A 25,916-nucleotide genomic window follows, 5' to 3' on the forward strand; every position below is an offset into this window, starting at 1 on the left:
CGCAGCGGAATTCTGCGGGCCGGATGTGCGGTTCACTAGATGTATGAGTGCTCCCCAGCCAGCTACCACCGCCCCGCACCGCGTCGTCGTCATCGGTTCCGGTTTCGGCGGCCTCTTCGCCACCAAGGCGTTGTCCGACCCCGCCGTGAAGGTGCTCATGGTGGCGCGCACCGGGCACCACCTCTTCCAGCCGCTGCTCTACCAGGTGGCGACCGGCATCCTGTCCGAGGGCGTCATCGCCCCGCCGACCCGCGACGTGCTGGCCACCCAGGACAACGCCACCGTCATGCTCGGCGACGTCAAGAACATCGACCTCGCCGAGCGCACGGTCACCGCGGTGACCGCCGGTGAGGACATGGTCTACGACTACGACAGCCTCATCCTCGCGGCCGGAGCCAACCAGTCGTGGTTCGGCAGCCCGCACTTCGCCGAGTACGCCCCCGGCATGAAGTCGATCGACGATGCCCTGGAGCTGCGCGGTCGCATCTACGGCGCGTTCGAGCTGGCCGAGCTCGCGGCCGCGGCCGGGCGCGAGGACGACGTGCGCCGGCTGCTGACCTTCGTCGTCGTCGGCGCCGGCCCCACCGGCGTCGAGATGGCCGGGCAGCTGGCCGAGTTGAGCAAGCGCACGCTGCGCAAGGAGTTCCGCCACATCGACCCCACGAAGGCGCGCATCCTGCTCGTGGACGCGGTCGACAAGGTCCTGGCGCCCTTCGGCGACACGCTCGCGGCCAAGACCGAGAAGAGCCTGGCCGACCTAGGCATCGAGGTGAAGCTCGGTCGCAAGGTGGTCGACGTCGACGAGGGCGGGGTCGTCCTGGAGTCGACGACGGACGGCAGCCAGGAGCGGATCGAGGCGCAGACCAAGGTCTGGGCGGCCGGGGTCCAGGGCAACCCGCTCGGCCGCAAGGTCGCCGAGCAGGCCGGCGCCGAGCTGGACCGCTCGGGGCGCGTCAAGGTGCTGCCCGACCTCACCCTGCCGGGCCACCCTGAGGTCTTCGTCGTCGGTGACCTCGCGGCCGTCGAGGGCGTCCCGGGCGTGGCCCAGGGGGCCATCCAGGGTGGGCGCCACGCCGCCGACCAGATCCTGCGCCGGCTGCGCGGCGAGGAGACCGGCCAGGAGTTCAGCTACTTCGACAAGGGCTCGATGGCCACGATCTCCCGCTTCCGCGCGGTGATGAAGCGCGGCCGGCTGGAGCTCACCGGCTACCCCGCCTGGGTGGCCTGGCTCGCGGTGCACCTCTTCTACATCATCGGCTTCAAGAGCCAGCTCGCGACGCTCATGCACTGGGCGGTGAGCTTCCTCGGCCGCGACCGCTCCGAGCGCACGGTCACCGAGCAGCAGGTGTATGCCCGGCTCGCGTTGGAGTACCTCGGCGAGGACTTCCGCCGCCAGCCCAAGCGCTGACCGGACCGGCCTCCCCGCACGATCCCTCAGCCGCGGGGAGGATCGGTGCACGCGCCCCCATCCTCACCGCATACCCCGGCGCCCGCGGGGAGGATCCGTACACGGGCGCCCATCCTCACCGCATACCCCGGCGCCCGCAGGGAGGATCCGTGCAGCTGCACCGATCCTCCCCGCGCGCACTAGCGCCGTGCAGTGCGGCTCAGCGGCCGCCGAGCACCTCGGCCAGCACGTCCGGCTGGTTGGTGATGACGCCGTCGACGCCGAGGTCGATGACGCGGCGCATGATCGCCGGGTCGTCGACGGTCCAGGTGTTCATCGTCATGCCCTGCGCGTGCACCGCGGCCACGTAGTCGGAGGTCACGGCGCTGTGGTGCGGGTTGATCTGGTCGGCCCAGGTCGAGAGCTCCGGCAGCTGGGCGGTGGTCGGCGCCCCGAGCAGGCCTGCGGGCACCTGCGGCAGCAGCGCGTCGAACTCCGCCATGAAGTCCCAGTCGAAGGACTGCACGACCAGCCGCTCGCCCGCGACCGCGGAGGTGAGGTAGCCGGGCTCGTCGGCCAGCACGTCGGCGATGTCCGGCCCGATCCCCGGGTAGAGCGCCGGCGACTTGACCTCCAGGAGCAGCCCGGACCGGCTGGAGCGCAGCTCGCGCACCGCCTCGGCGAGCGTCGGGATCTGCTCCCCGGCGAACTCCTCGCCCTTCCACGAGCCGGCGTCCAACTGGAGCAGCTCGGCGTAGGTGAAGTCGGCGACGTTCCAGGGCGCGCGGTCGGGGAAGACCTGCTCGACGTCGGTGGTGCGCCGCAGCGAGGTGTCGTGCATGAGCACGATCTCGCCGTCGGCGGTGAGCTGGACGTCGATCTCGACGAAGTCGACCTTGTCGCGGATGCCCTCGCGCACCGCGGCCAGGGTGTTCTCGGGCTGCTCGAAGCTGGACCCGCGGTGGGCGATCTCGTCGACCGTGTGGTCCGGGGAGGGCACAGCCGCGGCGCCGCTGGCTCCGAGCGCGCCGACGGCGAGGAGCGAGACGGCCAGGCCGGCGGGCAGGGTGCGGCGCAGGGAAGAACGGGTCATGGGGGTCCTCGAACTTTCAGGCAGAGGGTCGTGCGGACCCGCTCGACGCTAGGCAGCGCGGGTGGACTCCCGGTGACCTCGAGGCACCGCCCCCGTGACGTCTGGTCGAGCCCCCAGCAGCCGGCAGGTCAGCGTTTCGTCTAGCCCCGCGTCATCGGCAGGTGGGGTATGCCGTCCTCGAGGTAGTCCTCCCCGCTGCGGCGGAAGCCGAGCCGCGAGTACCACCCCTCCAGGTGGGCCTGGGCGCCGATCTCGACCGGACCGTCACCGAGCCGGCGCAGGCCCTCCTCGACGAGAGCGGCGGCATACCCCTGTCCTCGGTGGTCGCGGTGGGTCGCCACCCGACCGAGCCGCCGCGTCCCGTCGCCGTCCACCAGGGTGCGCACGCACGCGGCGACCACGCCGTCGGCGTCGACCCACAGGTGCTCGGTGGCCGGCTCGGTGTCGCGACCGTCGATCTCGGGATAGGGGCACTCCTGCTCGACGACGAAGACGTCGACCCGCAACCGCAGCAGGTCGTGCAGGGTGCGGACGTCGAGGTCGGCGAACCGGGCGGCGCGGATCGTGGGCATGACGGCAGGGTATGCCGACGCGCGCCGAGGTGGACATCGGCCCGTCGCCCACCCAGATCGGTCCGGCAGGGCGAGGGGCCCGGGTGCGTAGGCTGGCGCCATGACCCAGGCACCAGGTGGGCTCGAGCCGGTCGATGCGCTGCGCCGGATCGCCTTCCTGCTCGAGCGCGAGCGCGAGGAGACCCGACGGGTCGAGGCCTACCGCAAGGCCGCCACCGTCATCCTGCCGCTGGGCGAGGAGGAGGTGCGCCGTCGCGTCGCCGCCGGCACGCTGCGCGACCTGCCCGGCATCGGGCCCTCGACCTCGGCCGTCATCGAGGCGGTCGTGCGGGGCGAGGTGCCCGACAAGCTCGCCGACCTGGAGTCACGCGCCGACCAGCCCCTGGCCGCGGGCGGCGAGGCCCTGCGCGCGCAGCTGCGCGGCGACCTGCACAGCCACTCCGACTGGTCCGACGGCGGCAGCCCGATCGAGGAGATGGTGGCCAGCGCGATGGAGCTGGGCCACGACTACCTCGCCCTCACCGACCACTCCCCCCGGCTCACGGTCGCCCACGGCCTCACCGCCGACCGGTTGCGGCGCCAGCTGCGCATCGTCGAGGCCCTCAACGCGCAGACCTCCCCCGGGTTCACCCTGCTCAAGTCCATCGAGGTCGACATCCTCGACGACGGCGCGCTCGACCAGGACGAGGACCTGCTCGGTGAGCTCGACCTGCGCGTGGCGTCCGTCCACTCCAAGCTCACGATGGCCAGCGGGGCGATGACCCGGCGGATGGTCGCGGCGGTCGAGAACCCCCTCACCTCCGTGCTCGGCCACTGCACCGGCCGCCGGGTCATGCCCCGGCGCGGCGACCGGGGCTCGCGCAGCGGCTCCCGCATGCGCCCGCCGAGCGAGTTCGACGCCGCCGCCGTCCTCGAGGCGTGCGCCGCGACGGGGACGGCGGTCGAGATCAACTCGCGCCCGGAGCGGCAGGACCCGCCGGGCGCCCTGCTCACCCTCGCGATCGAGACGGGCTGCCTCTTCGCCGTCTCGACCGACGCGCACGCCCCCGGCCAGCTCGACTTCCTCGACTACGGCTGCGAGCGCGCCGTGCGCTACGGCGTGCCCGCGGACCGGGTGGTCAACACCTGGCCCCTGGACCGTCTGCTCGCCTGGGCCGGTGACCCCGGATCGGCGGCCTGAGGGGCGGCCACGGGGCCACGCGCACCGTTTTGGATCATCCGGTCGCGATCACGTATGCTCATCGTCGTCCTCAACGGATAGGTCCCCATCGTCTAGTGGCCTAGGACCCCGCCCTTTCACGGCGGTAACACGGGTTCGAATCCCGTTGGGGATGCACATCCCTGTTGGGGATGCACCAGGTCTCGACCTGAAAATCGAGGCCCCGTGGCGCAGTTGGTTAGCGCGCCGCCCTGTCACGGCGGAGGTCGCGGGTTCGAGTCCCGTCGGGGTCGCAGCAGATGCGGCGTGGTCACCGGAGTTCCTCTGGTGGCCACGCCGGATCGCTACTCACGGCCAGGTAGCTCAGTTGGTACGAGCGTTCGACTGAAAATCGAAAGGTCGGCGGTTCGACCCCGCCCCTGGCCACGCGACAAGCCGCGGGTCTGCCCTGATGACACCCGCGGCTTTCGCGTTTCCGGGGGTCGGGGAATTTGTGCAGACGATCATGCGTGTGGTGAAGTAAGGTCCACCTAAGTTGGCCCGCTCCCCCAGGAGACCTTCTCTCATGATCCGAGTGACCCGCCTCGCCCTCGTCGGCGCCCTGCTCCCGTTGACCCTCGCCGCCTGCGGCCCGACCGAGGAGCCGGCTCCGGCCTCCGACGGCGGCACCGCCGACACCGCCGAGTCCGGTGCCGAGAGCGACGGCACCCTCACGCTCTACTCCGGCCGCAACGAGGAGCTCGTCCAGCCGGTGCTCGACGACTTCACCAGCGAGACCGGCATCGAGGTGGAGATCCGCTACGCCGACACCGCCGCGATGGCCGCCCAGCTCCTGGAGGAGGGTGAGAACTCCCCCGCCGACGCCTTCCTCGCCCAGGACGCCGGTGCCCTCGGCGCCGTGTCCGCGGAGGGGCTGCTCCAGGACCTCCCGCAGGAGACCCTTGACCTGGTCCCCGACACCTACGAGTCGGCGGACGGCACCTGGGTGGGGCTCACCGGGCGCTCCCGGGTCCTGGCCTACAACACGCAGGCCGTGAGCGAGGACGAGCTGCCCGCCTCGGTCCAGGAGCTGACCGGCCCGGAGTGGACCGGCCGCGTGGGCGTCGCCCCGACCAATGCCAGCTTCCAGTCCTTCGTCACCGCGATGCGCGTGCTCGAGGGCGAGGACGCCGCGGCCACCTGGCTCGCCGACCTCGCCGCCAACGACCCGCAGATCCGCGAGAAAAACGGCGAGATCGTCGCCGACGTCGACTCCGGCGCCATCGACGCGGGCCTGGTCAACCACTACTACCTCTACGAGCTGGCCGCCGAGAAGGGCGTCGCCCCGGAGGAGCTGGACGTGGCGCTGCACTTCTTCCCGGGCGGCGACACCGGCGCCCTGGTCAACATCTCCGGGATGGGCCTGGTGGGCGAGCAGGCCGACGGCGACGCGCAGGCGCTGGTCGACTACCTGCTCTCCGAGGCGGGCCAGACCTACTTCGTCGAGCAGACCTCGGAGTACCCCATGATCGAGGGGCTCGAGGGCCCGGCCGGCCTCCCGGCGCTCAAGGACCTCGAGACCCCCGACATCGACCTCAACGACCTCGAGGACCTGCAGACGACGATCAGCATGATCACCGAGGCGGGCCTGCTCTGACCGGCCGCCGAGCTCATCCGGCGCTCACCGCCGTGGCCCTTGCGGCCACGGCGGTGGCGCTGCTCCCGCTCGGCTACCTGCTGCTGCGCACCGCCGAGGGCGGCCTGGCCTCCTGGTGGGAGACGGTCGCCACCGAGCGGGTCGCCCGGCTCACCGCGACCTCGCTCTCCCTCGCCGTGGTCGTCACCGTGGCCTGCCTCGTCATCGGCGTCGGCAGCGCCTGGCTCGTCACCCGCTCCAACACCCCCGGCCGCGCCCCGCTCGCGGTGCTGCTGGCGCTGCCGCTGGCCGTGCCCAGCTACGTCGCCGCCTTCACCTGGGTCTCGGTGTCCGACCTGTGGTCGGGCGACCCGAGCGCGCGGTTCGAGGGCTTCGGGGCGGCGGCCCTGGTGCTCACCCTCTACACCTACCCCTACGTCTACCTCCCGGTCGCCGCCGCGCTGGCCCGGGTCGACCCCAGCCAGGAGGAGGTGGCGCGGTCCCTCGGCCGCGGACCCTGGCGGACGCTGCTCACCGTCACCCTCCCCCAGGTCCGCCCCGCGATCGCCGGTGGTGGCCTGCTGGCCGCGCTCTACGTCCTGGCCGACTTCGGCGCCGTCTCGATCCTGCGCCTGGACACCTTCACCCGCGCGATCTTCACCGCGCTCAGCTCGGGCTTCAACCGCTCCATGGCCCTGACCCTGGCCACCGTCCTCGTGCTGCTGACCCTGGGCATCCTCTGGGGCGAGGGGCGCACCCGCCGGGCCGGCGCCCGCTTCTCCACCGCCTCGGTGAGCCGCCCCGCGACCCCGCTGGACCTCGGCCCCTGGCGGTTCGTCGGCACCGGCGCGCTCGTCGTCGTCGTCCTCACGGCCCTCGGCGTCCCCGCCCTCTCGCTGGCCCGCTGGATGGCCGCCGGCTCGTCCGCGGGCCAGGCGTGGGACCGGATCGGCGACGCCGCGTGGGGCTCGCTCAGCGCCTCCCTCCTCGGCGCGCTGCTCACCGTGGCGCTCGCCCTGCCGGTGGGCCTCCTGGCCGCGCGCCACCCCGGGCGGCTGAGCGCGCTGCTGGAGCGGGCGGCCTACCTCGCCCACGCCCTGCCGGGGGTCGTCGTCGGCCTGTCCCTCGTCTTCTTCGGCGTCACCGTCGCCCTGCCGCTCTACCAGACCACCTGGCTGCTCGCGCTGGCCTACGCCTCGCTCTTCCTCCCGCTCGCGGTCGCCGCCGTCGCCTCGGCCGCCGCGCAGGCGCCCCCGTCGCTGGAGGAGGCGGCACAGTCCCTCGGCAGCTCCCCCGCCCGCGTCTTCACCCGGGTCACCCTGCCGCTCACCCTGCCCGGGATCGGGGCGGGCGCCGCGCTCGTCTTCCTCACCGCGATGAAGGAGCTGCCCGCCACCCTGCTGCTGCGCCCCACCGGGATGGACACCCTCGCCACCCGGCTGTGGAGCGCGACCGGGATCGGTCGGTATGCCGAGGCCGCCCCCTACGCGCTGCTCCTCGTCGCGCTCGCGGCCGTCCCCACCTGGGTCGTGGTCCGCCGCACCGGGATCGTGCCGGCCGGCTCCGGAGCGCCCCGCTCCGACCGGTCGGTCCCCACCGCGACCGCCCCGGCACCCGCTGAACCGGTCGTGTCACCATGATCCTGACCCGCCCCTCCCGCCCCGCAGCAGCCCAGGAAGGACCGCCGATGGCCGTGACCACCGCCGACACCCGGTCCGCCCGCGCCGAGGCCACCACGCACGCGGTCGAGATCATCGGCGTCGGCAAGTCCTTCGGCCCGGTCCGCGCGCTCGACCACGTCGACCTGCACCTCGACGACGGGGAGTTCCTCGCCGTCCTGGGGCCCTCCGGCTGCGGCAAGACCACCCTGCTGCGCTGCCTGGCCGGCTTCGAGCGGATCGACGAGGGACGCCTGGCCGTGCACGGGCGCGCGGTGGCTCTGCCCGGCATCCACCTGCCCCCGCACCGCCGTCAGGTGGCCGTCGTCCCCCAGGAGGGCGCGCTCTTCCCCCACCTGTCGGTGGCCGACAACATCGAATTCGGCCTGCCTCGGCGCTCACCCCGGGCGCAGCGCGCCCGGCGCGTCGCCGAGTGCCTGGAGCTCGTGGGGCTGTCGGGGCTCGGCGAGCGGATGCCGCACGAGCTCTCCGGCGGTCAGCAGCAGCGGGTCGCGCTCGCCCGCGCCCTCGCGCCGCGGCCGCCGCTGGTGCTGCTCGACGAGCCGTTCAGCGCGCTCGACGCCTCGCTGCGGGTGGAGCTACGCCGCGACGTCCGCGACGCCCTGCACGCGGACGGCGCGACCGCGATCCTCGTCACCCACGACCAGGGCGAGGCGCTGTCGATGGCCGACCAGGTGGCGGTGATGCGCGAGGGCCGGGTGCACCAGGTGGGCACCCCCGAGGAGGTCTACGCCGCCCCGGTCGATGCGTGGGTCGCCTCTTTCGTCGGGGAGGCCGACCTCTTCCCGCTGCCGTCCGTGACCGGGGCCGGGCAGCACGACGACGCCCTCGTCGACATCCCGCTCGGTCGGGTCGAGGTCGTCGGTGACCGCGACGAGGCCACGCACGTCCTCGTCCGGCCCGAGCAGGTGGTGCTGTCCGAGCACGGCAGGCCGGCGCAGGTGCGGACGGTCGACTTCCACGGCCACGACGCGCTCGTCACCCTCGTCCTCGACGACGGCACCCTCGTGCACTCGCGCAGCGGCGCCCACCCGCCGGCCGTCGGCTCCCACGTGGGTCTGCGCGTCCAGGGGGTATGCCGTGTCGTCCCCGGCGGCCTGCCCGGCCCCTCTCCCACCGCCGACCCCGGGGCCGCACGATGAGCGGTCCCGCGCCGGTGGACCGCCCGGCACCGATGAGCCGTTCGACCCAGCGGGTCGGTCGGTGGAAGGCGCTGGCCTCCTCGCCCGAGGCGCTGCGGCACGGGATGAACGCCTGGCCGCCGTTCCTCTTCTCCGGCATCCGGATCCAGGAGGTCGGGGCCGACTGGCGCTCGGTGCGCGTGCGCCTGCGCCGCAGCCGGCTCACAAGCAACTACGTCGGCACGCTCTTCGGCGGTTCGCTGTTCGCCATGACCGACCCCTTCTGGATGCTCATGGTCCTGCGCAACCTGGGCCCGGAGTATGTCGTGTGGGACAAGGCGGCGCAGATCGAGTTCGTCTCCCCGGGGCGCAGCAGCGTCACCGCGACCTTCGTGCTCGAGGAGTCCGTCCTGGCCGAGCTGCGCGAGGCCGCGGCCGACGGCGCCAAGGTGCTGCGCTGGTTCGAGACCGACGTGGTGGCCGACGATGGGACCGTCGTCGCCCGGGTCCGCAAGCAGCTCTACGTCCGCCGCGGTCGCTGAGCGTGGCCCGCCGAGGAGCGGCCGGAGCAACCGTGCCGACCGGGCGTCGCCGCATCGGCCGAGCGCCTCAGCGCAGGCCGAGCGCCTGCCTGATGAGGGCGTGCAGGGCGCGCAGGCCGTCCCGGGACAGCACCGACTCGGCGTGGCCCTGGATCGTGGCCACCCCGTCGCCGCGCAGCCCGACGACCGCGTCGTCCGGCTCGTGCACGGCCGCCTCCAACGCCCGCCCGCCCAGCTCGGCGCGGCCCGGACGGGCGACGAAGGTGTTGTAGAACCCGATCCGGTGCACCTCGCCCCACAGGTCCACCGGCAGCTGGATGCCCTGGTTGGGTGAGGAGAGCTTGTCGATCTCCAGGCCCGCCATCGCGGCGAGCACCTGGTGCGACAGGCAGACCGCCAGCACCGGCAGGCCGGCCTCGACGCGGGCCGTGATGAGCTGTTGCAGCCGCGCGATCCGCGGGTCGGTGGCGTCGGTGGGGTCACCCGGCCCCGGGCCGTAGAGGACCAGGTCGACGCCGGCTGCCCCCTCGCGCTCGGTGGTGACGTCGGCCTCGGTGACGCCCTCCCAGCGCCGCACCTGCGGCACCATCCCGAGGTGGCGCACCATGTGGGCCAGCATCTGCGTCCAGGTGTCCTCGGCGTCCACGACGAGCACCCGGCGCCCCAGGAGGTCGGGGTCGGGGTGGGACCCCTGCGGGCTCAGCCAGAACGGCGACAGCGAGTCGTTGCGGGCGCCCAGTGACTCGGCGACGCCGGGCAGCGACCCGAGGTCCACGGCATACCCGAGCTCGCGGCGCGGCCGCAGCCCGAGCGCGGCGAGGACGCCGCGGGCCTTGGCCGTGGTCTCCTCGCACTCCGAGACGGGGTCGCTGTGCCGGACCAGCGTGGCGCCCGCGCTGACGGTCACCGTGCCGTCGGCGCCGATGTGCGCGGTCCGGATGAGGATCGGCGCGTCCAGCGTCTCCCCGCCCTCGTCATCCTGCTCGAGCAGGGCCAGGACGCCGGAGTAGTAGCCGCGTCCGGTCGGCTCGTGCCGGGCGATGACCCGGCAGGCGTTCTCCATCGGGGAGCCGGTGACGGTGGGGGCGAACATCGTGGTCCGGAGCACGTCGCGGACGTCGGCGTCGCTGCGCCCGTCGAGGAGATACTCGGTATGCGTGAGGTGGGCCATCTGCTTGAGGTAGGGCCCGGTGATCCGGCCGCCGTCGGCGCAGATCTGGGCCATCATCTTCATCTCCTCATCGACCACCATGAAGAGCTCCTCGGTCTCCTTGGCGTCCTTGATGAAGGCCCGGAAGTCCGCCTCCACCTCGCCCTCCGCGGCCGGGTGCCGGAAGGTGCCGGAGATGGGGTTCATCCACACCCGCCCGTCCTTGACGCTGACGTGCCGCTCCGGGGTCGCGCCGACGAGGGTGTGGCCGGGGGTGTGCACCGCGAAGGACCAGTAGGCGCCGCGCTCGTCCAGGAGCAGGCGGCGCAGCCAGGTGAGGGCGGCGACCGCGTGGTCGCTGCGGCAGTGGGCGAGCACGTCGCGGCGGATGACGAAGTTGGCGCCCTCCCCTTCGCCGATCTCCTCCTCGATGACCTGGGCGACGGTGCGGGCATACGCCGCGTCCTCGACGCTGAAGCGCTCGGCAGCCACCTCGATCTCGCCGTCCGGCAGCGCCGCGACGAGGTCGTCGACGGACATGCGGGCCGTGCGGGTGGGCCGCAGCACTCGCAGCGGGGTGCCGTCGTCGCGGACGTCGAAGCCCCGCTCGGCGATCTGTCGGAAGGGCACCATCGCCAGCACCGGGGCGTCGGCGCCCGGCCGCGGGATCTGCTCCAGCAGGTCGAGGTCGGCCACCTCACCGACGAGGATCTCCGCCTCGGCCTGCTCCTCGCGCCACAGGATCGCCCACGACTGGCCGGAGGGGTCGGCGAGGATCTCGTCCAGCAGGCGCGGCGGCATGGTGGGAAGTCTGTCATGACCCCCCACCCCTCCAGCAATTTGGTGAGGATACCCTTGCCTAATACCCGACCCGGAGGAGATCCATGTACGGCACGGTCGTGCGCAGCGCACCGCTCATCCCCCACCTGTACCGCGTCGTCCTCGGCGGCGAGGGGCTCGACGACTTCGCCGACCCCACCTTCGCCGACTCCTACGTCAACATGTTCTTCCTCTCCGAGGGCGCGGCCTACGCACCGCCCTTCGACACCGAGGCCGTCCGCGACCTGCCGCGCGAGCAGCGCCCCTACCCCCGCCGCATCAGCGTGCGCTCCTGGGACCAGTCCGCCCGCGAGCTGACGGTGGACATCGCCGTGCACGGCGAGGTGGGGTATGCCGGGCGCTGGGCCCTGCACGCGCGAGCCGGGGACCGTGTGCAGCTGCGGGGGCCGGCCGGTGACTTCTCCCCGCCGGAGGACGCCGAGGCCTACCTCATGGTCGGTGACGAGAGCGCGTTGCCGGCGATCGCGGCCTGTCTCGAGGCCGTCCCGGCCGGGCGCTCCGTCGTGGCGCTCGTCGAGGTGGACGGGCCGGACGACGAGCTGACGCTGGACTCCCCCGGCGACCTGCAGGTGGCCTACGTCCATCGCGCCGGCCGGACCGAGCCGGAGCGGCTGCTCGTCGACGCCCTCGGCGGGCTGCGCCTGCCGCCCGGTCGGCTCAGCGCGTTCGTCCACGGCGAGGCGTCCTCGATCAGGGCGGTGCGCCGCCACCTGCTGGGACGTGCGCTGGTCGACCCCTCGATGCTCTCCTGCTCGCCCTACTGGCACCGCGGGCACACCGACGAGGAGTGGCGCTCGATCAAGAAGGACTGGGTCCGCGCCATGACCGCCGAGATCCCCTGATCCCGCTCGTCGACCGCTGTGCGCCCGCTCGTCACGTGCGCCACACCCGCCCGTCACCACGGGCCGCCACGCTGGTGGGATGTCTGCACTGGCGCCGGCGCGGCGCAGGGCCATCGTCGCTGAGCTGACCGCACGGTTCGGGGGGACGTTCACCGAGGCCGAGGTGGCCTTCGTCGTCGAGGACAGCTGGGCCGCGCTGGACCCCGGCGACCACGCCTCGCCCTACCTCCAGCTCCTCGTGCGGCGGGCGGCGCAGGACCGGCTCACCGACATGCTCCACTACCGCCGCATCGCCACCCACCGGCCCGCGCCCTGAGCGGTGCCGACCCGCCGCGGTGGTGGGCGGCGCCCGAGGGCGACCACCGACCACCGCGGTGCAGGACGACGCGACGGGCGCCTCAGTGCGTGACGGCTCCCACCGACGCTGAGCGCACGAGCGCGGCATACTTCGCGAGCACACCACGGCGGGCGCGCTCGGGCGGCTCGGGGGCCGTCCACTGCGCGCGCCGGCGCTCCAGCTCCTCCTCGTCGACCCCGAGGTCGAGGTGACCGCCCGCGACGTCGAGGGTGATCGGGTCGCCGTCCTGCACGAGCGCGATCGGACCACCCTCAGTCGCCTCGGGTGCGATGTGCCCGACGCACAGGCCGGTCGTGCCTCCGGAGAAGCGGCCGTCGGTGATGAGCAGGACGTCCTTGCCGAGCCCGGCGCCCTTGATCGCCCCGGTGATGGCGAGCATCTCGCGCATCCCCGGGCCACCCTTGGGGCCCTCGTAGCGGATGACCACGACATCCCCGGCCCCGATCGTGCCGTCCTCCAGCGCGTCCATGGCCGCGCGCTCACCGTCGAAGACCCGCGCCGTGCCCTCGAAGACGTCGGAGTCGAAGCCGGCCGACTTCACCACGGCCCCGCCCGGGGCGAGGCTGCCGTCGAGGATGGTCAGCCCGCCGGTGGCGTGGATGGGGTTGTCGAGCGCGCGCAGCACCGTGCCGTCCAGCGGCGGCGCCTTGAGGTCGGCGAGGTTCTCGGCCATCGTCTTGCCCGTCACCGTGAGCACGTCGCCGTGCAGCAGCCCGGCGTCGAGCAGGGCCTGCATGACGACGGGTATGCCGCCGATCCGGTCGACGTCGACCATGACGTGCTGCCCGAAGGGCTTGACGTCGGCCAGGTGGGGGACCTTCCTGCCGATCCGGCGGAAGTCGTCCAGGTCGAGCTCGACATCGGCCTCGTGGGCGATCGCGAGCAGGTGCAGGACGGCGTTGGTGGATCCGCCGAAGGCCATGGTCACCGCGATGGCGTTCTCGAAGGCCTCCCGGGTGAGGATCTGCCGGGCGGTGATGCCCTGGCGGAGCATGCCCACGACGGCCTCACCGCTGCGCCGGGCGAAGCCGTCGCGACGCCGGTCGGTCGCGGGAGGCGCGGCCGAACCGGGCAGCGACATCCCGAGGGCCTCTGCGGCGGCCGCCATGGTGTTGGCGGTGTACATCCCGCCGCAGGCACCCTCGCCGGGGCAGATCGCCCGCTCGATGGCATCGACGTCCTCGCGCGACATGAGCCCGCGCGAGCAGGCGCCGACCGCCTCGAAGGCGTCGATGATCGTCACCTCCTTCTCCGAGCCGTCGGAGAGCCGCGCACGACCGGGCAGGATCGACCCGGCATACACGAAGACCGAGGCCAGGTCGAGGCGCGCGGCGGCCATGAGCATCCCGGGCAGCGACTTGTCGCACCCGGCGAGCAGGACCGAGCCGTCGAGCCGCTCGGCGGACATGACGGTCTCCACCGAGTCGGCGATGACCTCCCGGGACACGAGGGAGTAGTGCATGCCCTCGTGCCCCATGGAGATGCCGTCGGAGACCGAGATGGTGCCGAACTCGAGGGGGTAGCCGGCGGCCGCGTGCACGCCGTCCTTGACCGCCTTGGCCAGGCGCTCCAGCGACAGGTTGCACGGCGTGATCTCGTTCCAGCTGCTGGCGACGCCGATCTGGGGCTTGACCCAGTCCTCGTCGCCCATCCCGACGGCCCGGAGCATGCCGCGCGCGGCGGTCTTCTCCAGGCCGTCGGTGACGTCGCGGGAGCGGGGCTTGATGTCGACCTCAGCCACGAGCGGCCGACCCCTCCACGTAGTCGCCGTCCGACTCGTGACCCTTGACCCAGGCCATCATCCCGCGCAGCTCCTTGCCGACCTCCTCGATCGGGTGCGCGGCACCCTTGGCCCGCAGTTCCTCGAACTCGGGACGGCCGTTGTCCTGGTCGTCGATGAAGCGCTGGGCGAAGGCCCCGTTGCGCACGTCCTCGAGGACGGCCTGCATGTTCTCCTTGACCCGGGGGTCGATGACCCGCGGCCCGGAGACGTAGTCGCCGTACTCCGCCGTGTCGGAGATGGACCAGCGCTGCTTGGCGATGCCGCCCTCGTACATGAGGTCGACGATGAGCTTGAGCTCGTGCAGGCACTCGAAGTAGGCGACCTCGGGCTGGTAGCCCGCCTCGGTCAGGGTCTCGAAGCCGTACTGCACCAGCTGGCTCATGCCGCCGCACAGCACCGCCTGCTCGCCGAAGAGGTCGGTCTCGGTCTCCTCGGTGAAGGTGGTCTCGATGCCGCCGGCCCGCAGACCCCCGATCGCCGAGGCGTAGGACAGCGCGAGCGCCTTGGCCTGGCCCGAGGCGTCCTGCTCGACGGCGACGAGCACCGGCACGCCCCGCCCGTCGACGTACTCGCGCCGCACGAGGTGACCTGGGCCCTTGGGCGCGACCATGCAGACGTCCACGCCCTCCGGCGGGGTGATGTAGCCGAACCGGATGTTGAAGCCGTGGCTGAAGAACAGCGCGTCGCCGTCCTTGAGGTTGGGCTCGATGGCGTCGCGGTAGACCAGGCGCTGCACGTGGTCGGGGACGAGCACCATGACGAGGTCGGCCTCGGCGCACGCCTCCGCGGGGGTGAGCACGCGCAGCCCCTCGGCCTCCGCCTTGGCCCGGCTGGCGCTGCCCTCGGCGAGCCCGACGCGCACGTCCACCCCGGAGTCGCGCAGCGACAGCGCGTGGGCGTGGCCCTGGCTGCCGTAGCCGAGGACCGCGACCTTCCGGGACTGGATGAGGGCGAGGTCGGCGTCGGCGTCGTAGTACATCGTGGCCATGAGGTGGGTGTCTCCTGTACGTGATCGGGTGGGGTCGGGCGAGGGGCGGGGCGTCGTGCTCAGAAGGCGGCGGCGGCCATCGCGCCGACCGGGCGGGGGCCGTTGTCGTTGATCTGCCACAGCTTGCTGCGGATGGCGTCGGCGTCCTCGAGCTCCTCGATGTGGATCACCTCGACGAGCTTGTCGAGCTGGCTGGTGACCTTGTGCAGCTGCTCGGCGTTGACGTTGACGACGATCGTCATGCGGGAGACCTTGTTGTCCTCGGTGGGGCCGACGACGAGGTGGTCGATGTTGAAGTTGCGCCGGGCGAAGAGGACGGACACGCGGGCCAGGACGCCCGGGTTGTTCTCGACCAGGACGGACAGGGCGTGACGGGTGCGAGCTGCGTCGCTCATGGTGGTGCCTTTCGTCGGGTGCTGCGGATCGGTGTGTGGCTGGTAGGCGGGGGCTGGCGTGGGCACGTCGGCGGCGCGGGGCGGGTAGTCGGACAGCAGGGTCACTCGTCCTCCCCGAAGTCGGGGCGCACGTCGCGGGCGTGCTGGACGTCGTCGTTGCTCGTGCCGGCGGCGACCATCGGCCAGACCATGGCGTCCTGGCTGACGCGGAAGTCGACGACGACCGGCTGGTCGTCGACCGCCATGGCGGCCTCGATGGTGGCGTCGACGTCCTCGGCGCGCTCGCAGCGCAGACCGACGCAGCCGTATGCCGTGGCGAGGGTCGCGAAGTCCGGCACCTGCATCGAGGGCAGCTGGGAGTGGCTGAACCGCTCGGAGTAGAACAGCGCCTGCCACTGCTTGACCATGCCGAGGGCGGCGTTGTTGATGATCGCCACCTTGATGGGGATGCCCTCGACCGAGCAGGTCGCCAGCTCCTGGTTGGTCATCTGGAAGCAGCCGTCGCCGTCGATCGCCCAGACGGTCGCGTCCGGGCGCCCGACCTTGGCGCCCATGGCGGCGGGCACGGCATACCCCATCGTCCCGAGGCCGCCGGAGTTGAGCCAGCGGCGCGGCTGGTCGTAGGTGATGAACTGGCTGGCCCACATCTGGTGCTGCCCGACCCCGGCGGCGAAGATCGTCTCGGGCCCGGAGATGGCGCCGAGGCGCTCGATGACCAGCTGCGGGGCGAGGGCGCCGTCGGAGGGGGTGTCGTAGCCGAGGGGGTAGCGCTCCTTCCACGACGCGCACCGCCGGACCCACGCCTCGTGCTGGGGCGCGGCACCGGCGGCGGTGCGGCGGGTCCACTCGGTGACCAGCAGACCGATCGTCTCCCGGGCATCGCCCACGAGGCCGACCGCGGTGGGGAAGTTCTTGCCGATCTCCGCGGGGTCGATGTCGGCGTGGACGATCGTCGCGTCCGGGGCAAAGGTGTGCTTGGCCCCGGTCACCCGGTCGTCGAAGCGTGCCCCCAGGCTGATGATGAGGTCGGACTTCTGCAGGGTGGCGACGCCGGAGACGCTGCCGTGCATGCCGGGCATCCCCATGTGCTGCGGGTGGCTGTCGGGGAAGACTCCGCGGGCCATGAGGGTCGTGACGACGGGGAAGCCGGTGAGCTCGGCGAGCTGGAGGACCTGCGCGGAGGCGTTGGCCCGCAGGCACCCGCCGCCGACGTAGAGCACCGGACGGTGCGCGGTGAGCATGGCCTCGACGGCGTCGCGGACGGCCTCGGGGGCCGGGCTGCTCGGCGTGCGGTAGCCGGGCAGCGGCAGCTGGAGCATCGTCTCGTCGGCGAGCGCGACCAGGGCGTCCTTGCTGACGTCGACGAGGACCGGGCCGGGCCGACCGGTAGAGGCGATGTGGAAGGCGGAGGCGACGGTGGCGGCGATCTCGTCCGGCTTGGTGACGAGGAAGGAGTGCTTGGTCACCGGCATGGAGATCGACCGGATGTCGGCCTCCTGGAAGGCGTCCGAGCCCATCGCGGTGCTGGCGACGTTGCCGGTGATCGCGACCATCGGCACCGAGTCCATGTTGGCGTCGGCGAGGGAGGTGACGAGGTTGGTCGCCCCCGGCCCGGAGGTCGCCAGGCACACGCCCACCTTGCCGGTCGCGGCGGCATACCCCTGCGCGGCGTGGCCGGCTCCCTGCTCGTGGCGCACGAGGATGTGCCGCACCTTCGCGCCGTAGAGCGCGTCGTAGAGCGGCAGCACCGCTCCCCCGGGCAGACCGAAGATGTGCTCGACGCCGAGGCGCTCGAGCGTGGCGACGAGCGCTTCGGCGCCGGTGCGACGTGGCGTGCCGGTGGAGGTGCCACCGGTGGTGCCGGGCGCGGTCACAGTGGCTCCGTCGGGGATCTGGGTGGCAGTCATGAGGTGTCTTCCTGAGGTCCGGAGAACGTGCTGTGGCAACAAAAAACCCCTCGGCCCGGTGGGCTGACGAGGGGAGGACGCGACGATGGCGAGGATCGGCCGGCGGCGCGTCCCTAGGTAATAAGTACGAGAGCGGAGAACTGCATGGACCCATAGAACCCCCTCACGTGCCGTCACGTCAACCCCCTGCATAGGTATGTGACGTGACGCACAGTCATGCATCACTAACGATATGTCGTTGACATGTCGAGAAAGATCGCGTTAGTCTTTTGGTATGACGTTGCGCCGGTCACCGTGACCGACGACCGATCACTCCTCACGGAAAGGGGACGGCCATGACCTCACGACACCACCACGGGGGCGGACCCGGCTTCGGCGGTTTCGGATCCTTCGACGCCGACCAGATCTTCGGCCCCGGCGGCCTGCTCGGGCAGGTCTTCGGGGGCCAGCAGGGCGGCCCCTTCGGCGGCCCGGGAGCCGGCTGGCCCGGCTCCGGACCGGGCGGCCGGCGCGGGGGCCCCTACGCCGGTCCGGGCCAGGACCATCGACGCGGCCCTGGGCCGGGTGGCCGCCGCGCCCGCCGCGGTGACGTCCGCAACGCCGTGCTGCACCTGCTCCAGCGCGAGCCGATGAACGGCTACCAGCTCATGCAGGAGATCGCGCAGAGCTCCGGCGGCGCGTGGCAGCCGAGCTCAGGTGCCATCTACCCCGCCCTCGCCCAGCTCGAGGACGAGGGCCTGGTCGAGCAGACCGAGGTCGAGGGGCGCCGCGCCTACCGGCTCACCGACACCGGCCGCCGCGCGGCGGCCGACCTGCCCCCGCAGGGCTGGGCCGGCGGCGAGGAGCCCGACGACCCGTGGGCCGCCGACCGGCAGGGTCGCCGAGGTCACCAGCGGGGCGGCGAGCGCTCCGCCCGGGCCGAGACCGGTGGGGGCGCGCGCCGCGGGTCCGCCGGCACCCTGTGGAAGGCGCTCGGCAGTGTCGCGATGGCGACCCAGGCCGTCGGGCAGTCCGGGCAGGACGACCTCAGCCAGCAGGCCGCCGAGCTGCTCGACCGCACCCGCCGCGACCTCTACCGCATGCTCGCCGAGGCCGAGATCGCCCGCGACGACGCCGACGACGCGGAGGCCGACGACGACGTCGACGAGATCACCGAGGGCGAGATCGTCGAGGACTGACCGACCGATCGCGAGCGCAGCGAGCCTGATCTGTCGGAGCGGGAGGACGTCCGAGCGCAGCGAGGGCAGGTGAGGGGAACCCGGGGGGCGCAAGCCCCCCGGGGGTGGGCATACTGTGGTCTCATGGCCGATCACTATGACGTTGTTGTCCTGGGCGCCGGTCCTGGCGGGTATGTCGCGGCGATCCGCGCCTCCCAGCTGGGCAAGAAGGTCGCCGTCGTCGAGAAGAAGTACTGGGGCGGTGTCTGCCTCAACGTCGGGTGCATCCCGTCCAAGGCGTTGATCAAGAACGCCGAGCTCTCCCACCTGCTGCAGCACGACAAGGCGAAGTACGGCATCGAGGGCGAGGCCACCATGGCCTACGCGCCCACCCACCAGCGCTCCCGCAAGGTGAGCGCGGGGATCGTCAAGGGCGTCCACTTCCTCATGAAGAAGAACAAGATCACCGAGGTGGACGGCTGGGGCACCCTCACCTCGGCGACCTCGATGGACGTCACGGCCGATGACGGCAGCACCCACCAGCTGACCTTCGACGACCTGATCCTGGCGACCGGCTCGGTGACCAAGATGCTGCCGGGCGTCGAGGTGAGCAAGAACGTCGTCACCTACGAGGAGCAGATCCTCGACGAGGAGCTGCCCGGCTCGCTCATCATCGCGGGGTCCGGCGCGATCGGCGTGGAGTTCGCCTACGTCATGGCCAACTTCGGCGTCGACGTCACCATCGTGGAGTTCCTCGATCGGATCGTGCCGCTGGAGGAGCCGGAGATCTCCAAGGCCCTGGCCAAGGAGTACAAGAAGCTCGGCGTCAAGGTCATGACGAGCACCAAGGTCGAGAATGTCGAGGACACCGGTGAGGGCGTCAAGGTCACGGTGACCCCGGCCGACGGCGGCGACTCCCAGACGCTGGAGGCCGACAAGCTGCTCTCCGCGATCGGCTTCGCCCCCCGCACCGAGGGCTTCGGCCTGGAGAGCATCGGCGTGGAGCTCACCGACCGCGGCGCGATCGCCATCGACGACTACATGCGCACCAACGTCGACCACGTGTATGCCATCGGCGACGTCACCGCCAAGCTCATGCTCGCGCACGTCGCCGAGGCGCAGGGCATCATCGCCGCGGAGACCCTGGCCGGGGCCGAGACGATGCCCCTGGACTACACCTTCATCCCCCGGGCGACCTACTGCCACCCGCAGATCGCCTCGATGGGCATGACCGAGCAGGCCGCCAAGGACGCCGGGCACGAGGTCAAGACCGCGCAGTTCCCGTTCTCCGCCAACGGCAAGGCGATGGGTCTGGGCGACGGTGTCGGCTTCGTCAAGGTCATCGCCGACGCGACGTACAACGAGATCCTCGGCGCGCACCTCATCGGCCCGGACGTCACCGAGCTGCTGCCGGTCCTCAACCTCGCGCAGACGTGGGACCTCACCGCCGATGAGATGTCGCGCATCGTCTTCGCGCACCCGACCCTGGGCGAGGCCGTCAAGGAGGCCGTGCACGGCATCGCCGGGCACATGATCAACCTCTGATCGCCCGCTGAGCCCGCCGCCGGTGGCTGCCCGCTGGAGCATCGGCCGCGCGGCGGTGCTCGTCGCCGGTCTCACCGGCGTCTCGACGCTGCTCGGCTTCGTCCGCGACGCCGTCATCGCGGCGGTCTACGGCGCGGGCGCGCAGCTGGACGCCTACTTCGTCGCCCTGGGGCTGTCCAATATCGTCCTCGGGCTGCTCGGCACGTCGCTGACGCGGGCGTCCACGCCGGTGCTCTCCCGCGAGGCCGACGGCGAGGAGGTATGCCGAGGCCACCGCACCTTCGACACCGTCCTCACCCTGGCGGTCGTCGCCATCGGGGTCCTCAGCGTGGTGCTGGGGCTCGCCGCGGCGCCGGTGTCGCGGGTGCTTGCCCCCGGCTTCGACGGCGAGGCCGCCGACCTGCTGGTGCTGCTGACCCGGATCGTCCTGGTGACGACGGTGCTCGTCGCGGCGACCGACCTGCTCGTGGCGCTGGCCCAGGCGCACGGCGTCTTCCGCTGGGGCGGGCTCCAGGGGGTGCCGTTCAACCTCGTGATGATCGCCGCCGCGGGGCTGCTGGGCCCGCACCTGGGTGTCGTCGCCCTGGCGGTGGGCTTCGTCGTGGGCTCGCTCGCCCGGTTGGCGCTGCAGGTCGTGCCCGTCGTCCAGCACCGATGGCGGGTGCGCCCGGCGCTGGACCTCCGGGCCCCGGGGGTGCGCGAGATCGGGGGGCTGCTGCCGCCCCTGCTCCTCGGTCAGGCGCTGCTCAACGTCAACACGCTCGTGGACCGGGCCGTGGCCTCGACCGTCGGGGAGGGCGCTGTCTCGGCCGTCTTCCTCGGCTGGCGGCTGGTCAACCTGCCCGAGATGCTCGTCGTCGCCGCGCTGGTCGCGCCGCTCTACCCCGCGATGTCCGCGGCGGCAGGGGCGCAGGACCTCGACCGGCTCCGCGAGCTGGTCCACCGGGGCTTGGCGGTGTCGCTGACCCTCCTCGCCCCCATCGCCGTGGTCCTGCTCGCCGCGCCGCAGCAGGTGATGACCCTGGCCTTCGGTCGCGGTGCCTTCGACGAGGAAGCGGTGCGGGTCACCGCGGTGGCCGTGGTGTGCTTCCTGCCCGGGCTCCTCGCCCTCGCCTGCCGCCAGGTGCTCGTGAGCGCCTGCTACGCGGTGGGCGACACCCGTGGGCCGGTCGCGATCGGGGTGGTCGCGATGGTCGTCAACGTCGTGGGTGACCTCACGCTGGCACCGATCTTCGGGGTGGCTGGGATCGTCGCGGCGACCTCGGCCTCCCTGCTCGTGGCAGCCGTGCTCACCGGGTGGCTCGCGGCCCGTCGGCACGCGTTGGTGCCGCTGCGCCGGACGCTGCCGCTGCTAGGCCGCACCGCGGCGGCGGCGATCGGAGCGGGTGTCCTCACGTGGTATGCCGTGCGTCTCGTCGGCCCCGAACACGCCTGGTCCGGCGCCGCGCTGGCGCTCGCCGTGGCCGCCGTGTCCTACCAGCTCGCCCTCGCCCTGCTCCGTGCCCCCGAACGCCTCGTCCCACTCCAGGTCCTGCAGCAGGTGCGGCGCCGGTGAGGGCACCGCCACGGGCTCGCGGGGTCCGCGGGGCTCGCGGGTGAGCTTGCCGGCCATGAGGTGCAGCACGGGGCCGGGGTCGCCGAGGGCCGCCAGGCTGTGCCGCGACCGCGACGCCCACCAGAGGCTGCCCGCGACGTCCCGGGCCGCTCCCCCGCGACGCTCCTGCCGCGCCCGGCGCAGGTCCCCCGCGAGCCACTGGTAGCGGACCCCAGCACGCCCGTCGCCGAGCTCGGGCACCGGACCACCGCTCACGGCGCGCAACCCCGCCTCCACGAGACCGGGCCGGGCCCGCTCGCTCAGCGCGAGCGAACCGAAGAAACGGCCGTTCAGGTCGATGAGCCGGTGCGTCCCGGCGACGTCGACGAGGAACTGCAGCTCGACCAACCCGACCCATCCCAGGCAGCGCAGGAGCTCCTCGCACCGTGCGGCCAGCTCGGGGTCGACCGGCACGGTCACGGCCCGCGCCGAGGCTCCGGCGGGGGTCGGGAAGAGACGCGGCGAGACCTGCTGGACCCGCCCGAGCAGCTTTCCGGAGTGCATGACCCCGATGACGGCGGCCAGGTGACCCTCGACCGGCTCCTGCAGGACGGGCTGGTCCTCCGAGCCGCCGAAGGCCCGCAGGTGCTCGACCAGCTGCGTCCTGGTCGAGCAGATGGTCGTCTCGATCCGGTGCGTGCGGCTCTGCTCGGGCGACCAGTGCCAGCGGTTCTTGACCACGACGGGCAGGGCGACGTCCGGGCACTCCCCCGGCGTGGGCGCCGAGGTCACCGGGGCGTCGAGACCGGCCTGCACCGCGAGGTCGGAGAGCACGAGCTTGTCCATCGCCGCGGTGACGACGCGGGCCGGCGGATGGGCGACCGTGACCCCGAGCCGGTCGCGGTGGTGCGACAGCGCCGCCATCCAGTCGTCCCCGGCGCCGATGACGACGGCATACCCTCCCTCGCGGGCGGCGCGGCGCACCCCCTCGACGAAGACTCCCTGGTCACCGGTCGGCCGTGGGACCAGGACGGTGCGGTCGACGGCGCGCGAGGCGCCCAGCAGCCCGGCGCCGGGTCGGGACGACCCTGCCCCGACCCGCCAGCCGGCGCGCCGCAGGGCGCGGGCGGCGGTCACGGCTCCCCGGTCACGGGTGTGCGCGAGGATGAGCACCGACGCGGAGGAGCTCCCGGCGGTGGACATGGGGGACACGGTATGCCGCGACCGCGCCGATGCGGGGGAGAATCGCCGCCGCGGCGCGAGGGGGGATATCCCCCGCCCCGGTCCGGGAGTCTGCTCCGATGTCCCGGCCGCCCTCGGACGGCACGCTGGAGGACATGAACGAGAACCCCAGCGCCGCCCCAGCCACCGACCTTCCGCTCCTCCCCCAGCCCCGGCCCGAGCAGGAGCACGGCTCCTCCGCCCTGGACGGCGTGTATGCCGCCCTGCGCCGCCTCCCCGCCCGCCGCACCGACGACGCGGTCCTGGGTGGCATCTGCGCCACCATCGCCGACCGGCTCGGTGTCGCGCCCATCGCGGTCCGCGCCGCGGCCGTCCTCGTGGCCCTGCTGGGCGGCGTGGGGGTGGGGATCTACCTCATCGCCTGGACGCTCATGCCCGACCGCTCCGGCCGGACCCACCTCGAGGGTGGCCTGCGGCACGGCCGCGGCCGCTCCCTCCTCGTGCTCGCCCTCGGCACCTTCGCCGCGCTGGGCGTGCTCGGCGGTGGGCTGTCCTTCCTCGCCGCGATCCTGCCCGAGCTCATCGGCCTGGCCGCCCTGGCCGCCGTCGGCTACTGGGTCTGGACCCGGCTGGCCCGGCGCCAGCAGCGCGAGGACGCCGCCGCCTGAGGAGGCAGGGACTCCTCCTCAGCAGCGGCGGCGCGCCGGCCGGGTCCCCCCAGGGGGCCGGCCGGCGCCGTCGTCGCATCGACGTCGTCATGGCGGTCGCCGCACTATCCACTGCTCCTGGACGAGGGAGAAGCCGCAGCGGGTGAGCACCCGTGCCGACACCGAACCGACCGACGCGGTGGCGCCGACGAGGTCGCACCCGGCCATGACGGCGAGCTTGAGGCGGTGTCGGACAAGGGCGGTCTGGATGCCGCGGCGCCGAGCCGACGGGAGAGTTGCGGCCGCGCCGAGCCATCCCGTCCGTGCCCCGGCAGTGCCGACGACCGACAGGGAGCCGCAACCGACCGGCTGCCCCTCGAGGAGCGCCACCAGCTGGGTGGTCCCGGGGGCGTGGCGGTCCGCTGCCATGAACTCATCACTCGTGCCGCGGTCCGCCCCGGCGGCCAGTGCCTCGGCGATCATCACGTCAGCGGCGTGGGCGGCTCGGTGGACGTCGTCACCGACCTGCTCGATCTCGAGAAGGCGGTCAGCGGGGAGGACGGCTGGATCCATCGCCACGGGGGCGCGGGGGTCCACCGCGAACATCGACCTGCACGAGAGGGGGACGAAGCCCGCTGCGCCGAGCGCGGCGATCGTCGCTGTCGGGGCCCAGGAGGACAGCTGCACCTCGGCGGGCAGACCGGCGTCGCCGTAGTGCCGCACGAGGGCAGCGACATCGTCGGGGCTGAGCTCGTCGAGCGTCACCCCCACGGCACGGTTGACATACCTGCGCGGGCCGCTGATCACCAGACGTCCGCCGCCGAAGGGCACGGCCGTCGGGACGGGGTCGGTGCACCCCGTCTCGACCAGTGCCTCGACCAGGGCGAGAACGGTCGCCGACTCCGCCCTCTCCAAGCGTTCGATCACACCGCGGTGGACCATCGCCAGCCCGGGAGACACGCGACCCCCTGCTCCGCACGACCCCTCACGCATCTGCCAGCTCCTCGCGCAGCCGGAGCAGCTCCTCGAGGAGCGCCTCGGCCTCGACCACGACCCGCGTCCTCCAGGCCTGTGCCTGCGCCATCTGCTCCGCCAACGCGTCGGCGTACAGCGGCGTGTAGATGGAGGCGGACCGGGCGGGGAAGCCCTCGAGGTCCGGCAGCGCGAGGTCGGGCAGCGAGGACGCCTCGACCTCCTCCCCGACGCGCAGCACGGCCTCGTCGGCCGCCGCGAGGGGCCCTCGGACCTGCCCGAGCATGTCCGCCCAGTAGAACGCACCGTGGGGGTCCGCCGCCGCGACGGTGACGTCGATCCCGGCCGCGATGACCTCGATGCGGCGGGACAGGCGGGTGAGGTCCTTGAGCAGCGCACGGGCGGAGGGGATGAGCGCCGCGACCTCGGCACGCCGGGTGATGGCCAGCTGCCGCTGCTCGGCCCAGGTGACCACCTCCTCGTCGCCGGGCGAGGACCCTCCGGCCAGCACGCCCGACCCACCGGCGCGTGCCGCGAGCACCAGGTCGGCGAGCGCCTCCTGGTAGGGCGTCTCCGCGTCGCCAAGGGCGGCGATGTCTCCGTCCAGCTGGTCGGCCTCGACCGCGAGGGTGCTCAGGCGTGCCCGGATCTCCTCGACGCGCTCGGCCGCCTCCTCCACCTCGGCGAGCTCGCGCGCCCGGCGCTCGTCCAGCGAGCCGTCCCAGGAGGCGAGCATCCGGGTGAGACCCCGGCGGTCCAGCCGCTCCACGTCGGCCCGTTGCGCGTCGAGGGCGGCCTGCCGCTCGGCGAGCAACAACCGGTCGCGGTCGATGCGCGGCTGCAGCCGCTCCCGGGAGAGCCGCAGCCGCCGGGCGCGGGCGCGCGCGTCCTCACGCTGCAGCACCCGCTCCCGCAGCTCCTCGAGGTCAGCCATGGCGCACCGGACCCCGCTCCCTCATCGCCCGACGCTCATCCTTGCGTGGGTAGGACCTCGGACAGCTGCCGGGCGGCGAGCAGGCAGAGCACGCCACCGAAGGCGCTGAGCACCAGCCCCGGGCCCGGCAGCCACCCCTCGAAGCCGACGAGCCGCACGAGGTGCACTACCTGCCAGAGGGGCAGGCCCAGCGCCACGAGACCACAGAGCACGGACTGCACGATGATGACCGTGCGGAGGCGGTGCGCCGGGACCAGTCCTCCGGCGAGGGCCAGCATCCCGGCGTAGACGACCCAGAGCCCCGCCCCCACGGCGCCGCTCACCGGCCCGGCATACGTGTAGACCCAGGGCAGGAAGCCGCCCAGGACCAGCATGCCGGCCGCCAGCAGGAGCCGCCCCTGGCCGGGGGCACGTCGGGAGCGCATGAGCGGCACTGTATGCCACGCCTCCCTGCGCGCAGCCCGTCCTGCGGCCCGACGGCTACCGCGCAGAGATCTCGCGCCGCCACTCGTCG

At 72.9% G+C, this 25,916-nt stretch carries 22 protein-coding genes and 3 tRNA genes; 15 read left to right on the forward strand and 10 right to left on the reverse strand.

Annotation, left to right across the window (positions count from 1 at the left end; translation table 11 throughout):
- The first annotated feature begins 43 nt into the window (after positions 1 to 43).
- Positions 44 to 1,408: an NAD(P)/FAD-dependent oxidoreductase gene (locus FA582_RS13090; protein WP_010148994.1), complete on the forward strand. Its 1,365-nt coding sequence runs from the start codon at positions 44 to 46 to the stop codon at positions 1,406 to 1,408.
- A gap of 199 nt (positions 1,409 to 1,607) precedes the next feature.
- Here the strand turns inward: FA582_RS13090 and FA582_RS13095 are convergent, their stop codons facing one another.
- Positions 1,608 to 2,480 carry a glycerophosphodiester phosphodiesterase gene (locus FA582_RS13095; RefSeq protein ID WP_010148993.1) on the reverse strand — a complete coding sequence of 291 codons (873 nt, stop codon included), beginning with the start codon at positions 2,478 to 2,480 and terminating at the stop codon, positions 1,608 to 1,610.
- A 140-nt stretch (positions 2,481 to 2,620) separates the two neighbouring features.
- Positions 2,621 to 3,052, reverse strand: coding sequence for a GNAT family N-acetyltransferase (locus FA582_RS13100; protein WP_010148992.1), 432 nt, complete (start codon positions 3,050 to 3,052; stop codon positions 2,621 to 2,623).
- A gap of 100 nt (positions 3,053 to 3,152) precedes the next feature.
- Between FA582_RS13100 and FA582_RS13105 the strand changes: the two genes are divergently transcribed.
- From FA582_RS13105 to FA582_RS13140, 8 genes are all read left to right on the forward strand, one after another.
- Positions 3,153 to 4,232, forward strand: a complete 1,080-nt coding sequence (locus tag FA582_RS13105) for a PHP domain-containing protein (protein ID WP_010148990.1) — start codon at positions 3,153 to 3,155, stop codon at positions 4,230 to 4,232.
- A gap of 81 nt (positions 4,233 to 4,313) precedes the next feature.
- Positions 4,314 to 4,386: transfer RNA gene (locus FA582_RS13110), tRNA-Glu, on the forward strand.
- A gap of 44 nt (positions 4,387 to 4,430) precedes the next feature.
- Positions 4,431 to 4,504: transfer RNA gene (locus FA582_RS13115), tRNA-Asp, on the forward strand.
- A 59-nt stretch (positions 4,505 to 4,563) separates the two neighbouring features.
- Positions 4,564 to 4,637 (forward strand) — tRNA-Phe (locus FA582_RS13120).
- 139 nt (positions 4,638 to 4,776) lie between these two features.
- Positions 4,777 to 5,847, forward strand: coding sequence for an iron ABC transporter substrate-binding protein (locus FA582_RS13125; RefSeq protein WP_010148988.1), 1,071 nt, complete (start codon positions 4,777 to 4,779; stop codon positions 5,845 to 5,847).
- 32 nt (positions 5,848 to 5,879) lie between these two features.
- Positions 5,880 to 7,466 (forward strand): ABC transporter permease, encoded by a 1,587-nt coding sequence (locus FA582_RS13130; RefSeq protein ID WP_010148986.1) that lies wholly within the window; start codon positions 5,880 to 5,882, stop codon positions 7,464 to 7,466.
- Positions 7,467 to 7,513: 47 nt separating this feature from the next.
- The gene (locus tag FA582_RS13135; RefSeq protein ID WP_010148985.1) at positions 7,514 to 8,647 is read left to right on the forward strand and encodes an ABC transporter ATP-binding protein; all 1,134 of its coding nucleotides are present in this window, start codon (positions 7,514 to 7,516) and stop codon (positions 8,645 to 8,647) included.
- A gap of 32 nt (positions 8,648 to 8,679) precedes the next feature.
- The gene (locus tag FA582_RS13140) at positions 8,680 to 9,168 is read left to right on the forward strand and encodes a DUF4442 domain-containing protein (RefSeq protein WP_081480631.1); all 489 of its coding nucleotides are present in this window, start codon (positions 8,680 to 8,682) and stop codon (positions 9,166 to 9,168) included.
- Between the two features lie 67 nt (positions 9,169 to 9,235).
- Here FA582_RS13140 and FA582_RS13145 read toward each other — a convergent pair whose 3' ends face one another.
- Complete coding sequence (locus tag FA582_RS13145) at positions 9,236 to 11,119, reverse strand: phenazine-specific anthranilate synthase component I (protein ID WP_010148983.1); 1,884 nt, start codon at positions 11,117 to 11,119, stop codon at positions 9,236 to 9,238.
- Between the two features lie 83 nt (positions 11,120 to 11,202).
- Here FA582_RS13145 and FA582_RS13150 point away from each other — a divergent pair, with 83 nt between their 5' ends.
- Positions 11,203 to 12,000, forward strand: a complete 798-nt coding sequence (locus FA582_RS13150; protein WP_010148982.1) for a siderophore-interacting protein — start codon at positions 11,203 to 11,205, stop codon at positions 11,998 to 12,000.
- 79 nt (positions 12,001 to 12,079) lie between these two features.
- Positions 12,080 to 12,316 (forward strand): three-helix bundle dimerization domain-containing protein, encoded by a 237-nt coding sequence (locus FA582_RS13155; protein ID WP_010148981.1) that lies wholly within the window; start codon positions 12,080 to 12,082, stop codon positions 12,314 to 12,316.
- Between the two features lie 82 nt (positions 12,317 to 12,398).
- On the opposite strand, the gene ilvD is transcribed toward FA582_RS13155, so the two are convergent.
- The 4 genes from ilvD to FA582_RS13175 all read right to left on the reverse strand — a co-directional run bounded on the left by ilvD (position 12,399) and on the right by FA582_RS13175 (position 17,431).
- The gene (gene ilvD / locus FA582_RS13160; protein ID WP_010148980.1) at positions 12,399 to 14,099 is read right to left on the reverse strand and encodes a dihydroxy-acid dehydratase; all 1,701 of its coding nucleotides are present in this window, start codon (positions 14,097 to 14,099) and stop codon (positions 12,399 to 12,401) included.
- Positions 14,092 to 15,129: a ketol-acid reductoisomerase gene (ilvC, locus tag FA582_RS13165; protein ID WP_010148978.1), complete on the reverse strand. Its 1,038-nt coding sequence runs from the start codon at positions 15,127 to 15,129 to the stop codon at positions 14,092 to 14,094. Before ilvC ends, ilvD begins: the two co-directional genes overlap by 8 nt.
- Positions 15,130 to 15,188: 59 nt before the next feature.
- Complete coding sequence (ilvN, locus tag FA582_RS13170) at positions 15,189 to 15,524, reverse strand: acetolactate synthase small subunit (RefSeq protein WP_081480635.1); 336 nt, start codon at positions 15,522 to 15,524, stop codon at positions 15,189 to 15,191.
- 101 nt (positions 15,525 to 15,625) lie between these two features.
- Positions 15,626 to 17,431 (reverse strand): acetolactate synthase large subunit, encoded by a 1,806-nt coding sequence (locus tag FA582_RS13175; protein WP_010148976.1) that lies wholly within the window; start codon positions 17,429 to 17,431, stop codon positions 15,626 to 15,628.
- A gap of 335 nt (positions 17,432 to 17,766) precedes the next feature.
- Between FA582_RS13175 and FA582_RS13180 the strand changes: the two genes are divergently transcribed.
- The 4 genes from FA582_RS13180 (at position 17,767) to FA582_RS13200 (ending at position 23,517) form a co-directional block, all read left to right on the forward strand.
- A complete protein-coding gene (locus tag FA582_RS13180; protein ID WP_010148975.1) occupies positions 17,767 to 18,609 on the forward strand; it encodes a PadR family transcriptional regulator in 843 nt (280 codons plus the stop codon).
- Between the two features lie 123 nt (positions 18,610 to 18,732).
- Positions 18,733 to 20,133: a dihydrolipoyl dehydrogenase gene (lpdA, locus tag FA582_RS13185; RefSeq protein ID WP_010148974.1), complete on the forward strand. Its 1,401-nt coding sequence runs from the start codon at positions 18,733 to 18,735 to the stop codon at positions 20,131 to 20,133.
- Positions 20,134 to 20,155: 22 nt separating this feature from the next.
- Complete coding sequence (murJ, locus tag FA582_RS13190; protein ID WP_010148973.1) at positions 20,156 to 21,688, forward strand: murein biosynthesis integral membrane protein MurJ; 1,533 nt, start codon at positions 20,156 to 20,158, stop codon at positions 21,686 to 21,688.
- 1,280 nt (positions 21,689 to 22,968) lie between these two features.
- Complete coding sequence (locus FA582_RS13200) at positions 22,969 to 23,517, forward strand: PspC domain-containing protein (protein ID WP_010148971.1); 549 nt, start codon at positions 22,969 to 22,971, stop codon at positions 23,515 to 23,517.
- An 87-nt stretch (positions 23,518 to 23,604) separates the two neighbouring features.
- Here FA582_RS13200 and FA582_RS13205 read toward each other — a convergent pair whose 3' ends face one another.
- The 3 genes from FA582_RS13205 to FA582_RS13215 are packed head-to-tail and all read right to left on the reverse strand — an operon-like array spanning position 23,605 to position 25,827.
- Positions 23,605 to 24,423 (reverse strand): GNAT family N-acetyltransferase, encoded by an 819-nt coding sequence (locus FA582_RS13205; protein ID WP_141567739.1) that lies wholly within the window; start codon positions 24,421 to 24,423, stop codon positions 23,605 to 23,607.
- 58 nt (positions 24,424 to 24,481) lie between these two features.
- Positions 24,482 to 25,402 carry a hypothetical protein gene (locus tag FA582_RS13210; RefSeq protein ID WP_010148968.1) on the reverse strand — a complete coding sequence of 307 codons (921 nt, stop codon included), beginning with the start codon at positions 25,400 to 25,402 and terminating at the stop codon, positions 24,482 to 24,484.
- Between the two features lie 35 nt (positions 25,403 to 25,437).
- A complete protein-coding gene (locus FA582_RS13215; RefSeq protein ID WP_010148967.1) occupies positions 25,438 to 25,827 on the reverse strand; it encodes a hypothetical protein in 390 nt (129 codons plus the stop codon).
- Positions 25,828 to 25,916 lie beyond the last annotated feature (89 nt).

This window comes from Serinicoccus profundi (genome assembly GCF_008001015.1).
Classification (GTDB): Bacteria; Actinomycetota; Actinomycetes; order Actinomycetales; family Dermatophilaceae; genus Ornithinicoccus; species Ornithinicoccus profundi.